This window comes from Kaistella sp. 97-N-M2 (genome assembly GCF_021513235.1).
Taxonomy (GTDB): Bacteria; Bacteroidota; Bacteroidia; order Flavobacteriales; family Weeksellaceae; genus Kaistella.
The window spans coordinates 844735-857324 of sequence record NZ_CP090976.1 but is presented as its reverse complement, the minus strand read 5'-3'; the positions used below and the strand labels follow the sequence as shown (position 1 = coordinate 857324).

At 40.0% G+C, this 12590-nt stretch carries 10 protein-coding genes and 1 pseudogene; 8 read left to right on the top strand and 3 right to left on the bottom strand.

Annotated features, from left to right (window positions below):
• Positions 1–93: 93 nt before the first annotated feature.
• Positions 94–1698, bottom strand: a complete 1605-nt coding sequence (locus tag L0B70_RS04190) for a hypothetical protein (protein WP_235143046.1) — start codon at positions 1696–1698, stop codon at positions 94–96.
• Between the two features lie 211 nt (positions 1699–1909).
• On the opposite strand from L0B70_RS04190, the gene nadD reads away from it, so the two are divergent.
• From nadD to L0B70_RS04175, 3 genes are all read left to right on the top strand, one after another.
• Entirely contained in the window at positions 1910–2494 is a 585-nt protein-coding gene (gene nadD / locus L0B70_RS04185) for a nicotinate (nicotinamide) nucleotide adenylyltransferase (protein WP_235143045.1), read from the top strand.
• 74 nt (positions 2495–2568) lie between these two features.
• Complete coding sequence (locus L0B70_RS04180) at positions 2569–2907, top strand: DUF3817 domain-containing protein (protein WP_235143044.1); 339 nt, start codon at positions 2569–2571, stop codon at positions 2905–2907.
• A 353-nt stretch (positions 2908–3260) separates the two neighbouring features.
• Positions 3261–5477, top strand: coding sequence for a TonB-dependent receptor domain-containing protein (locus tag L0B70_RS04175; RefSeq protein ID WP_235143043.1), 2217 nt, complete (start codon positions 3261–3263; stop codon positions 5475–5477).
• Between the two features lie 155 nt (positions 5478–5632).
• Here the strand turns inward: L0B70_RS04175 and ctlX are convergent, their stop codons facing one another.
• Positions 5633–6559, bottom strand: a complete 927-nt coding sequence (ctlX, locus tag L0B70_RS04170) for a citrulline utilization hydrolase CtlX (protein ID WP_235143042.1) — start codon at positions 6557–6559, stop codon at positions 5633–5635.
• A 73-nt stretch (positions 6560–6632) separates the two neighbouring features.
• Between ctlX and L0B70_RS04165 the strand changes: the two genes are divergently transcribed.
• A complete protein-coding gene (locus tag L0B70_RS04165) occupies positions 6633–7295 on the top strand; it encodes a copper homeostasis protein CutC (RefSeq protein ID WP_235143041.1) in 663 nt (220 codons plus the stop codon).
• Positions 7296–7311: 16 nt separating this feature from the next.
• Here the strand turns inward: L0B70_RS04165 and L0B70_RS04160 are convergent, their stop codons facing one another.
• Positions 7312–8226, bottom strand: a complete 915-nt coding sequence (locus L0B70_RS04160; RefSeq protein WP_235143040.1) for a dimethylarginine dimethylaminohydrolase family protein — start codon at positions 8224–8226, stop codon at positions 7312–7314.
• A 285-nt stretch (positions 8227–8511) separates the two neighbouring features.
• Here L0B70_RS04160 and L0B70_RS04155 point away from each other — a divergent pair, with 285 nt between their 5' ends.
• The 4 genes and pseudogenes from L0B70_RS04155 (at position 8512) to L0B70_RS04140 (ending at position 12549) form a co-directional block, all read left to right on the top strand.
• Positions 8512–10023 (top strand): Do family serine endopeptidase, encoded by a 1512-nt coding sequence (locus tag L0B70_RS04155; protein WP_235143039.1) that lies wholly within the window; start codon positions 8512–8514, stop codon positions 10021–10023.
• Between the two features lie 564 nt (positions 10024–10587).
• Positions 10588–11355: pseudogene (locus L0B70_RS04150) on the top strand (DUF899 domain-containing protein).
• Positions 11356–11437: 82 nt separating this feature from the next.
• Complete coding sequence (locus tag L0B70_RS04145) at positions 11438–11899, top strand: VOC family protein (RefSeq protein ID WP_235143038.1); 462 nt, start codon at positions 11438–11440, stop codon at positions 11897–11899.
• A 218-nt stretch (positions 11900–12117) separates the two neighbouring features.
• Positions 12118–12549, top strand: a complete 432-nt coding sequence (locus tag L0B70_RS04140) for a VOC family protein (RefSeq protein WP_235143037.1) — start codon at positions 12118–12120, stop codon at positions 12547–12549.
• Positions 12550–12590 lie beyond the last annotated feature (41 nt).

Here is a 12590-nt window from a genome sequence, read left to right as displayed (position 1 = left end):
ATATTACCGAATGCAAAACAAAGGTATAAGTTTTTGTCGAAAAATTTAGAAAAAAATGCAGACGTGATTAAAAAACGTGAAAATCACCTTTTTTTAAAAGCGGCTCAGAATGCCCCAGTGGATTTTTGTATCGCCGAATTTCACGGGATTTCCGAACTCATTCCCGTTTGAAATCTGAAAACTCATGAGGCCGATAGGCAGAAAAAAGTTGAAACCTAGTCCAGCGCTGTACAATTTGGGCTGAAGGCCGATGCTTTTGTTGTTGAGTTGGCCGTATTGTCCGAAGACATCAAAAAAAGCCTGATTCCCCACGAGATAACGGTACTCCGCGGTGCCGAAATAGTAGAAATCTGCCAACAGAGAGTTTTCGTTAAAGCCACGGAAAGAATTCCAGCCGCCAAAACGTAAAAGTTCGTTCGTCGCAAATTCGTTTTTTGAATTTAATAAGGCAGTTTCAGCCCGCAGGTTTAAGTAATGGTTGCCCGAAATATGAAAATTTCTTTCCGCCGAGACCAGAAAATTATTTTGCTGAACGTCGATATTTTCTTTCGTGTACTTCGTCGAAATATAATCCGCTTCTGCCCGGATCCGTGTTTTGTAAAGAAAAAGTTCTACGTCCGAAGGTTCTGTAATTTCGTACCACAATCCGATGCCTTTTTTATTAAAATCTTTTCCCTGAACATAAAGCGAATCCGTCACCGTGGAAGTTTCAAAACGTCCGCGAAGACCAAGTTTCTGGCGGTTGGTTAAATGAAGGTAAACGCTCGGCAATAATTTTACACTTGCAAAAGTGGAATCCTGCCGAAAAATATTGACGTTGATGTTGGTTCCGATATTGGACTTAAAGAGATACGGGATGTCGGTTTGCAGATCGAAAGTCTGCGCTTTATCCGGATTCCGCTGCCAGAAGATATTCACCGTTTCGAAGCTGTTGAACATATTTCTGAAATTCACGTTTAAACTTCCATTGAACGTAAATTTATCGGTTTTGTCGTTTCCAAAACCGATGACGCCGTCGAAAGAGTTGGATTTCTTTTTCTGCAGAAACAGAAAAACCTGCGTCGAATCTTTTGTAAAAAGCGTTTGCGGCGGTTTCTCCAGAAGGACAAAAGGATGATTTTGTAACGACTGGTTCAGCGCGACTAAATTCTTATCGTCGTAGGTTTTTCCTTTGAATTCTGTTTCTAAATTTTTGATGAAACGCGAGGGCACTTTTTCGTAACCTTTAATAACAAAAGCATCAATTTTTCTTTGTGCGCCTTCGATTACGGAAATCTCCACCTGCGGAATGTTGTTTTTCATCCCCGTAAATTTCGATTTCACGCGGTTAAATGCAAATCCCTGATTTCGGTACCTTTCGCTGATTTCTTTTTTAAGAGAGTCTAAATTTTTCGTAAAAAATTCGGTTTCGATCTTTGAAGTTTTGGCAATTTCTTGCGGAATTTTGACCTGAGCTTCGTTGAAATTTTTGCCTTTATCAAAATAAATTTCGGTAATGGCGCCATCCTTTTTAACGCTTAGAACTTCCGTTAAATAATAATTATTTTGAGAAAGTGAATCCAGAAACTTTACCGCGGAAACAGAATCCCGGACAATTGTTTTTTTATTCGTCGTTGCATCGATGAGTTGATATTCTTTTTCCTGAGCTTTAAAAAAAACACAGATGCACAGCAGAAATATGAGATAGAATATTTTCAATAATAATGGTTCACAATGTGAAACTCAATTTACGGAAGTTTATTATACAGACGAATTTTTTAATGAAAATAAAGATGATTTTCAAAATAAAATTTAAGAAACGAAATCAGACAGCCGCGGCTGGCGCGTTAATTAATTAATTTTTATCTTTAGAACATCATTATAAACTTTCAGGTAAAATCGGCTTTGAAAGATTGACAAATTAAAATTCATGAAAAAAATAGGCTTGTTTTTCGGGAGTTTCAATCCCATCCATATCGGACATTTAATTTTGGCGAACTATATTCTGGAAAACTCCGATATGGAGGAATTGTGGTTTGTAGTGAGCCCGCAAAACCCTTTTAAAGACAAAAAATCTTTGCTGAGCGATCATAACCGGTTAGATATGGTGCAGGTCGCGGTTAAAAATTACCCGAAAATGCGCGCTTCCAACGTGGAGTTTTCTTTGCCAAAGCCGAGTTATACGATTGATACGTTAACCTATCTGCACGAAAAACATCCCGATTATTCTTTTGCCCTGATGATGGGCGAAGACAATCTGAAAAGCCTTTCGAAGTGGAAAAACTCCGAAACTTTAATTAAAAATCATCAGATCATCGTTTATCCACGGACTTTCGAAGGGGAAAAGAAAGATCACGAATATCTTCAGCACGAAAATATTTCCTTAATTAGCGCGCCCATTGTAGAAATTTCAGCTACGGAAATCCGCAACATGATCAAAGCCGGCAAAAATGTGCGGCCCATGCTGCCGCCAGAGGTTTTCGAATATCTTGATGGCAGCAGCGCTTATAGGTAGAAATGTTCGGTTAAAGGCTTTTTAATCCGTAAATTTGGCGTTGATCTTTTCAGTAAAGCAATTTATTTCCCGATATGAACTTCATCGAAAACTTTTTTTCAAAATATTCTGAAGAAAAACTAATAAAATGGTTTAAGCAGATTTGCGTCGCAGAAGCAGTTTCCTGGTGTTTTCTCTTCAGCGCCATGATCTGGATCCGGTACGACCGCGATGCGCTTTTACCTACAATTTACATTATTATCGTCGGCAACATTCACGGACTCTTTTTCAGTCTTTATCTTTTGATGTTGATGTCTGCACGGAAGATCTTTCGGTGGGATGACGAAGACACCGTGTTTGCGGTGATTGCTGCCTTCTTTCCGTTTGCGACCATTTGGATTGATAAAAAACTGGCGCGTTTCGGCAGAGAATAATTTCTCCCTGCCCGATAATTCTAATTTTTTTTAAAAACTGGAGCGGATTTTTTCCGCTCTTTTTTTGTGTTCGGATGTAACACTTTCGGCTTTTCGTTTGTCTTTAGGGTACTGCAAATTTAGTTACGTAAATTTTTTAAGCTGGTTTTCAGTCATTTAAATATTGAAATCAAAATGTTACACTACTTTGTATTGCATAATACTAAAATAAATATATATCTTTGCAATGTAAGATCCAATAAAACTAAAACTACTGACCAGAGAAAAGAAGGAAGCAAAAACTAATAACCGAACTGATAACCAATCAAAACTAATAACCAAGCTTCCTTCTTTTTCTTTTTAAAACTTAAGCCATGAAAAAACTAATTACTACGCTCTCTTTACTTTCTGCCACGCTCGCTTTTGCGCAGGGAAATCAAAAAAACGACTCTGTAAAAGTTCAGAAAATTGAAGGAGTTGTTATGACGAAAAAGATCTTCAAAAAAGAAAGCGACCGTTTCGTGTATGACGTTGCCAATTCGCCGGTAGCGAAAGGAAATACGGCTTTCGGATTGTTGAAAGAAACACCTTTGGTTTCTTCTACGGATGATAAAACACTTACTATCGCCGGAAAATCCAACGCTGTAATTTATATCAATGGCCGCGAAACGCAGATGGATGCGGAATCGCTGGTGCAGTTTTTAAAAAATACACCGGCAGAAAATATTCAGAAAATTGAGGTCATCACCTTGCCCGGAAGTGAATTTAAAGTGGAATCTTCGGACGGGATCATCAACATCATTTTGAAAAAGAAAGTTGGCGACGGCCTGAACGGAAATATGCGCATGAATAATGAGCAGAGTTACAATAATTCTTCCGGCGCCGGCGTAAGTTTAAATTACAGAAAAGATAAATTAGGCATCAGCACGAATATTAACACGAACGATAATATTGAAGAACAGTATTATATTTTGCGAAACGGAAACAGCGCCGCCACTAACCAGTCCGAAGGCCGAATTTCCGATCCGAACAGAAATCTGGGCGGCTATCTGAACATCGATTACCAGTTTAACGACAACAACAGTTTGGCGCTGACCTATAATTCGCGTGCAAACCGAAGTTATGATTCCACCATCAACCTCTTCAATACGACCACCGATTTAGCCGAAAATACCACCGATTATACGTGGACCAGAAGCAAAGAAAACGCGAGATCGTATAATAATTCGGTTAATTTAAACTACGAAATGAAAACCGATTCGCTTGGCAGTAAACTGAATTTAAACGCCGCCGGCCTTTTGTACCGCAGATTTCAAAGTTCGAATAACTTCACCATTAAGTCCGACGCGAATAAAAATGATTTAGGAATACTGCAGAAGATTTATATGGAACAGCCGCAGTACATCGATAATTTTTCGGCTACCGCAGATTATATTCAAAAGTTTAAAAAAGACCTCACTCTTTCTTTCGGCGGCAATTTTAATAAAACAAAAACCGACAACGATACGAAATACGACACTTTTAATTACAGAAACGATTCGCTTACGCAGAAGCCCAATCATTTTTTATATGACGAAAATATTTACGGCGGTTACGTAACCCTTGAAAAAATCTTTTCGCCCAAATTCTCCGGAAAGATCGGTGCGCGATATGAACTGACCCAAAGTCTCGGAAAATCGGATAACGCACAGGACGAAAAACTGCGCAACATCAAAAGAGATTACGATAAATTTTTACCTTATGTAAGTCTCAACTACGCCGTTAACGATAACAACAATATTTCTTATGCCTTTTCGAGCAGAATGCGGAGACCGAGTTTTTGGGAGCTGAATCCCGTGCGAAATATTTTAACGGAATTTAATTATACCCAAAACAATCCTTTCGTGAAAGCTTCTTCCGTGTATAATCATGAGTTTACGTACATGTATAAAAATTCGTATTTTCTGATTTTGAAACATACTTTTACAAAAGATGTCATTACGCAGGTTCCGTTGCAGGGCGTGATCAACGGTAAAAATCAGTTGAGATATATCCGGACCAATTTCGGCGACCAGCAGGAGATGAGTGCCATGATCGGAATGCAGAAAAGCTTTTTTAAAGGTTACCTGACGAGCAACTTCAACGTTGGCGTTCAGCGCAATGTTAACGACGGAAGTTTAGATATGGATCCTTTAACCGGCGACATTTTTCCGCTTTACGAAAATCATATCAAATCCAACAGCTTCGTACTTCAAACCAACAACAACATCCGCCTCGACAAAAATAAAACCTGGTTTTTGGGTGTCAATTATTTCTACGTCGATAAACAGCGCTTAGATTTGGGAGAGTTGAAAAGCTTGATGAGTTTAGATTTAAATGTGAAGAAAATCTGGGATCAATGGACGTTTTCCCTCGGTCTTAACGATGCGCTGAAAACGAATTTGGTGGAAATTGAAGACTACCAGACAAATGGCAATTACAACTACATCAACCAAAATCGGTACAACCAAAGTCTGGAACTGACTATCGTTTACAACTTTGGAAATCAGAAAGTTAAAAAAGTACGCGACATCGACAGCGCCGACAAAGACATTAAATCCAGAACGCGATAAACTATTACTTCATTATATATTTTATTTTTCGAGAAAGCCCCCAGAATTTCTGAGGGCTTTTTTTATTTAAAATATTTTATGGTAAATTGGGATCGAGCAAATCGATTTTTTTCGGGTAAATTCAAATCTTCTCTTCCGTTTTTTTTCACTGAATTTTACAATGCTTTCGGTAAAAAAACTTCCGCCAACATGCATCTTGCGCTGCCGCCGCCGTTCGTTTCTATCGTGTTCAGATCTGCATGAATAATTTCGCAGTGATTTTCGATGCGTTGAATTTGGTCTGATGTTAAAGATTTGTAAGCCGTTTCGCTCATCACCAAAAATTTCTCGCCTGCTTCGTTTTGAACCTGCAGCATATTTCCCGCAAACTGCTGAAGCTGGTCTTCGGAAATTTCGATCAGTTCTTTATTGGTTGATTTGATGACTTCCTGAACTTTTTCCCGCTCCATTTCATCATCGATGCAGTCCAGACAAATAACCACAAACTCTTTCGCCACGCACATCATCACATTCGTGTGATAAATAGGTAATCTTTGATCGCCTACATTTTGAAAGGAGTGAAAAACAACGGGAGTAAAGCCGAATTCCGCGCAGAATTTTCTAAATAATTCTTCATCCAACCGCAGCGAAACCGACCCGTACGCGATTTTATAATCGTGGTCGAAAATCATGCTTCCGGTTCCTTCCAGATATTTTTCTTCATTTTCGAAATGGGAAAAATCTTCCACTTTCTCAATCGAAAAGCCTTCGCTTCTCAGCGTATCTAAAATGTCGGTACGTCTTTCTACGCGTCTGTTCGGCGCAAACATGGGATAAAAAACTGCTTTTCCGTTCTCGTGAAAACTCACCCAGTTGTTCGGGAAAATGGAGTCCGGCGAGTGCGGCTCCAAAGTATCCTGTACCGTAACAACTTTGACGCCCTTACTGCGAAGTTTGGCCGCAAAATCATTGAATTCCTGAAGCGCTTTTTCCTGAATGTCGGCATCTTTCTGTTCTACCTGGAAATAATTGTTTTCTGCAGTTTGAGAATTGTAGCCGAAAGCGATCGGTTCTACCATCAAAACGGTACTGGCTGTTTGCATTAAATATAAGTTTTAGTTAGCATTGATCTGCTATTGCGCAAAAATACTTAAATTTATAGATAATAAAAAACCCATGCTAGAAATTGCCTGTTTTGAAATCACTTCCGCCGAAACTGCCTTACATTCTATGGCGGACCGCATTGAATTCTGCGACAATATGGAACTTGGGGGAACCACGCCCGATTTTTACGAATTCCTGCACCTAAAACGCAATTATAAAACGCCGGTTTACGTTATGATTCGTCCGAAAGGTGGTCCGTTTTATTATTCCGCCGCAGAATTCATCCAGATGAAAAGCAGCATCATCACCTTCAAAGAAGCCGGCGCCGACGGTTTTGTATTTGGCATTTTAGATGCGCAGAACGAAATCGATGTCGCTAAAAATAAAGAACTTCTTACACTTGCGGGCGATACTCCGTGCACATTTCATCGGGCTTTCGACCGAACTTCAGATTTGGACAAATCAATTCAAACTTTAATTAAACTTGGTTTCCGAAGCGTTTTAACCTCAGGTGGAAAAGGCACTGCGATGGAAGGAAAGGACAACCTTAAAAATCTTGTCGAAAAGTATTCCCACAAGATTGAGATCTTAATTGGCGGCGGCGTGCGCTCCGGCAATATCGCGGCGCTGAAAGAATTTACAGGCGCAACGAGTTTTCATTCCTCGGCCATAAAAGATTATGATACATTCGTAACAGAGGAGGAAATTAAAAAGCTGAAACAATTGAGTTCCTGAAATTTTTGTTTTGAATTTATTCGCGCACTAAAGGAAGTGTAGAACATCGCAACAAACCACCCATTTTCGAGATCTCGCGATACGTAATTTCTTCTACCGTCATTCCCCATTCGTTCCGGAGGTGATCGTTCATTCTCGTAAAAGAAGAGTCCGACACTACAATTTCGGGAGAAATCGAAAAAATGTTCGGATTCATTTCAAACATTTCCTGCTGCGTCACGTGGAAACAGTTTTCCTCGCCAAAAATGTCGATCAAAAGCCGATAATCACTTTCGTCGACAAATCCGTCCTTATAGATAATGCATTTGTCTGTCCCGATGGGATTAAAGGTGCAGTCCAAATGAAGAATGCCTTGGTACGGGTCGATGTCGTTCTTTTTTAATTCCAGATCGATAATTCTTTTTTTCGGGAAGTATTCCTTTAAAACCTCAATGGCGTATTCGTTTGTGCGCGCGGTTTTAAAATTTCGGTAATCTTCGGAGAAACACGTGCCGATAAAGAGGAAATCATTCCACACGATAACATCGCCACCTTCGATATGAGCCGTATCCGGAAGATTGATGATTTTTTTCCAGCCAACGCGTGCGAATATTTTACGGTAAGCATCCTGCTCGTCATACCGATCCTGAATAATATTGGAGATAATCATTTTATCATCGATAACAAAAGCGACATCCCGCGCAAAAACCTGATTATAATCGTTGATCAGATTAGGGCGAAATACTTCCACATCGTGTTTTCTTAAGATTTTTTCGAACTCCGTCATTTCCTGAACAATGTGATCTTCCGTAGGATAGATGCCGTTTTGTAAGGATTGATAACTTTTCGCATCGTAACTGTCTTCTAAGGAATGAGGATGTCCCATAGAATTGGGCATGCCCAGCACGACTGATTTTAGTTTGGAGGTTTCGTTGGTAATGTTAAGATTCATATATTGGTGATTGTAACAAATTTAAACAAAGCAATCGAGGTGAGAAAATTTTATGAAAATTGCCTTTTAAAAAACGGCTTTTATGGCGGTTTCCAACATGACAAAATGACATTGCTGACAATGGCATTTTGGGAATAATTTTCTTTAATTTGGCTTATTTCATTAAAAAGTGGTAAATCTTGTTAATGTTACGTTAAATTTGAAACAATGCATTTTTTCTGTATACCTATCTAGCACTAAATTTGTTCTGATAGAAACAACAAAATTTTTTTAAATTTTATGACGATGAAGAATACTCTCAAAAAACTAATTCCCTTTGCCTTTGTAGGGGTAATCTCCGGCGCGACCACTTTCGGAGCAATCAATTATTTTAATCCTAATAACGGAAATTCAGATTTCTCTTATTTCGCACCCAAGGCCGATAATGCGCAGTATGCGTCCTTTAACATGACTGGCGTAGGCGATGATTTCGTGAAAGCCTCAAAAATGACTGTCCCGGCGGTTGTAAGCATAAAAAATTATTCCAACAAAACATCATCGAGAAGCAATCAGGATATGTTCGATCTGTTTTTTGGTAATCCTTTTGGCGACAGACAGCCGCAGCAGCAGCAGACCCCTCCCAACATGCCGTCGGGAATGGGTTCGGGCGTAATTATTTCGCCGGACGGATATATTATCTCCAATAATCACGTGATTGCAGGCGCAAATAAACTGGAAGTTGTTCTTTCCAACAAAAAATCGTACGTGGCCAATTTAATCGGTACCGATCCAATGACCGATATCGCTTTATTAAAAATTGAAGAGAAAGGTTTGCCCTATCTTAATTTTGCCAATTCTGATAATGTGGAAGTCGGACAGTGGGTTTTGGCCGTTGGTAATCCTCTCGGATTGAATTCGACCGTAACTGCGGGAATTGTTTCTGCAAAAGGACGGAGCATCGATTTACTGAGTCAGCAATCTAAAACACCTATCGAAAGTTTTATTCAAACCGATGCGGCCATTAATCCCGGAAACTCCGGCGGCGCTTTGGTGAATCCAAATGGAGAATTGATCGGAATTAATTCTGCCATTTCTTCCAAAACAGGATATTATGAAGGATATGGTTTCGCCGTTCCCTCCAACTTAGCCCGAAAAGTGGTTGAAGATATTAAGCAGTTTGGTTTGGTTCAGCGTGGATTTTTGGGCGTAATGCCTTTGGATTTATCAGATCCGCGGCAGGTAGCAGCATATAATCAACAGAAAAAAACCAATATTAAAGCCAGTGACGGTGTTTATTTAGCAGGCGTTGCCGACAAAGGTGGCGCAGAAGATGCAGGTTTAAGAACAGGCGACATCATCACAAAAGTGGACAACGTAGTGATTTCCAGTTATTATGATCTTTCTTTCGCGGTCGGTAGCAAAAGGCCCGGCGACAAGGTAGCGGTTACTTATTTACGAAATGGAAAAGAAAATACCGTTAACGTTACTTTAAAAGATCAGAAAAACGGTACCTCAACCAGAAGTAAGGAAGATTTGTCCGTATCGGAAAAAATTGGGGCAGATTTTGAGCCGTTAAGCGAAAAATTCAAAACCGATTACGGTCTTAACAGTGGTGTTATCGCAAGAAACGTACAGGATGGCAGCGAAATGTCGAAAATTGGCGTGGTTGATAATTACATCGTCATCGAAGTAAACGGCAAACCCGTAAACTCGCAGAAAGATGTAGAGAAAATTTTACAGGGGTATAAAGGAAATGTTCAGGTAAAATATGTCGATGAATATGGCCGGATTACGACTCGCGGATTCAAAATGCCATAACAGTAAATTTTTTATTAATACAAAACGCAACTTTTTTAGGTTGCGTTTTTTTTTGGAAAACAGAATTTCAACACATAGCTATCATACGTATTCAGCATCTGTAGCCTTATTTTGGGCTAAAATATTTGATTTTTTAAATATTGTTAAAATTTAGCGCACAATTTTCTCCGGCTTAAAATATTAAAAACAAAATATTCCTCGCGCTCCTGACGTTAGAAAATATACAGCACAGTTTCCTGTAACAAAATTTTCACCTGATATACTTATTTTAAATAATTTAAAATCCAGTGTGATGAAAACCGAATTACCTAAAAAATCCTCCCTTTTAATCGTAAGTGGACTGTTTATAATATCAGCTTCTCAAATCTATTCGCACTTCCTGGTCCTAAACGACATGGCGACGGGCTTACTTGCGGGTGTCAGTATTGGACTTCTTATTTTAGCCCTTCATATTTTGAAGTTGAAGAAAGTTTAAGTAAAAACTTGATCTTTCCCGCGCTCCGCGGATGTTAAATATCCTTCAGGTATAAATTGCATTAAAAATATTAACCTTAAAATGTAATTATGATGGAAACTACTCACTTTAAACTTCCTGCCATTGTTTCGCGCGAAGAATGGCTTACAGAGCGCAAAAAGCTGCTCCTTGAAGAAAAGGAATTCAGCAAACACCTTGAAGAGATCAGCATGAAACGGCGCGAATTGCCAATGGTCGAAATCAAAAAGGACTACACGTTCGATGGTCCCAACGGCAAGGCAAGTTTACTGGATATGTTTGAAGGGCGCCACCAGTTAATTGTTCAGCATTTTATGTTCGATCCTGAGTGGGAGGCTGGGTGCAAAGGCTGCTCGCTTCAAACGGACAATATCGGAAACCTGGCACATCTGCACGCCCGCGATGCCACTTAGGCGCTCGTCTCGAAAGCGCCTTTGAAAAAGCTCGAACAATTTAAAAAGAGAATGGGATGGACTTTCCCCTGGTATTCCTCCTTCGAATCTGATTTTAATTATGATTTTCATGTCACAATTGACGCCGCGCGCGGGTCGAATATTTACAACTATCAGGACGTAAGCACGCTGGGCGAAAACTGGAAGAAGTGGAAGGGCGAACAACCCGGCAACAGCATTTTTATCCGGCAGGGCGACCGCATTTTCCATACCTATTCCGCGTACGAACGTGGCTGCGAACTCCTTATGGGAACTTTGCACTACCTTGACCTTACGCCTTTTGGACGACAGGAAGATTGGGAAAAACCCGAGGGTCGCGGTGCGGACAAACCGGGCGGCTGGTGGCGGTTGCACGATGAGTATGACCAAAATCACAATGTTCTTTAAGCAGCTGTCCGAACGCTTATATTTTAAATGTCTGCATTCAAACGGCTTTCTACTAAATAATCTACCTAAAAACACAAATGCCATGCAAAAAATTATTCCAAATCTGTGGTTCGACGGCACTGCAAAAGAGGCCGCCAATTATTACCTGTCCATTTTTAAAGACGGTAAAATCGTAAATACAACGTACTATCCGGAGACTGAAGAAGAAGGTCTGGCAGATTTTCAGAGAGAGTACGCCGGTAAAGTTCTTACGGTGGAGTTCGAAATTTTAGGAATGTGCTTCGTCGGCATCAATGCGGGCCCGCTATTCAAATTCAATGAAGCCATTTCGTTCATGATTCCCTGCAAAGACCAAAAAGAAATCGACTATTACTGGAATGCCCTCACTGAAAACGGCGGTGAAGAAAGCGTGTGCGGGTGGCTCAAAGACAAGTATGGTCTCAGCTGGCAGGTTTGTCCCGAAAACTGGGAAGAACTTAACAAAAAACCCGGCGCTTTCAAAAAAATGATGAGGATGAAGAAACTTATTATTGCAGATTTTTAATGTTATTTCTCGCGCTTTGCCAAAATCTACGCCCGACATTTTACACCTTATAAAAGACTCAAAGAAAAGGGCATCAGGACCTTTTAAGCAGAAGTTATAATCACTCTAAGCACGTTGAAACTACATTTTTTTGACCTGGAGAAACTTTGGTTTTTTCTGGAAGCTGACGTTTAAAAAATACGCAATCGCAATAACCATAACTTTTAAAATTTAGCAGAATGACAAAACAAATCTTTATCAATTTGGCGGTGAAAGACCTGCATCAATCGATGGATTTTTACACTGCCTTAGGTTTCAGGAACGAACCGAAATTTTCCGACGACACCGGCAAATGCATAGTTTGGAGTGAAAGCATTTACGTGATGCTCCTCACGCACGAAAAGTTCGCTTCTTTTGCAACCAAACCTCTCGCCGATTCAAAATCGCAGGTAGCGGCACTTTTTTCTTTATCAATGGAAAGTATGTCGAAGGTGAACGACGTTGTTGAACGCGGACTTCAGGCGGGGGGCAAAGAAGTTGGCGAACTGAAGGATTATGGTTTTATGCAACAGCGAACGGTTGAAGATTTCGACGGTTATACCTGGGAAATTTTCTACATGGACATGTCACAAATGCCGCAAGAAACCGACGGGCAGGATAAGAAAAGTTAAAAAAAGATTTCGATCGTTACACAATTTATGAGTTTTGGAAG

What these genes read in the sequence shown, in the direction of transcription:
- nadD (WP_235143045.1), top strand. Translation starts at nt 1,910, where the DNA reads ATGAAAAAAATAGGCTTGTTTTTCGGGAGTTTCAATCCCATCCATATC.
- L0B70_RS04180 (WP_235143044.1), top strand. Translation starts at nt 2,569, where the DNA reads ATGAACTTCATCGAAAACTTTTTTTCAAAATATTCTGAAGAAAAACTA.
- L0B70_RS04175 (WP_235143043.1), top strand. Translation starts at nt 3,261, where the DNA reads ATGAAAAAACTAATTACTACGCTCTCTTTACTTTCTGCCACGCTCGCT.
- ctlX (WP_235143042.1), bottom strand. Translation starts at nt 6,559, where the DNA reads ATGCAAACAGCCAGTACCGTTTTGATGGTAGAACCGATCGCTTTCGGC.
- L0B70_RS04165 (WP_235143041.1), top strand. Translation starts at nt 6,633, where the DNA reads ATGCTAGAAATTGCCTGTTTTGAAATCACTTCCGCCGAAACTGCCTTA.
- L0B70_RS04160 (WP_235143040.1), bottom strand. Translation starts at nt 8,226, where the DNA reads ATGAATCTTAACATTACCAACGAAACCTCCAAACTAAAATCAGTCGTG.
- L0B70_RS04155 (WP_235143039.1), top strand. Translation starts at nt 8,512, where the DNA reads ATGAAGAATACTCTCAAAAAACTAATTCCCTTTGCCTTTGTAGGGGTA.
- L0B70_RS04145 (WP_235143038.1), top strand. Translation starts at nt 11,438, where the DNA reads ATGCAAAAAATTATTCCAAATCTGTGGTTCGACGGCACTGCAAAAGAG.
- L0B70_RS04140 (WP_235143037.1), top strand. Translation starts at nt 12,118, where the DNA reads ATGACAAAACAAATCTTTATCAATTTGGCGGTGAAAGACCTGCATCAA.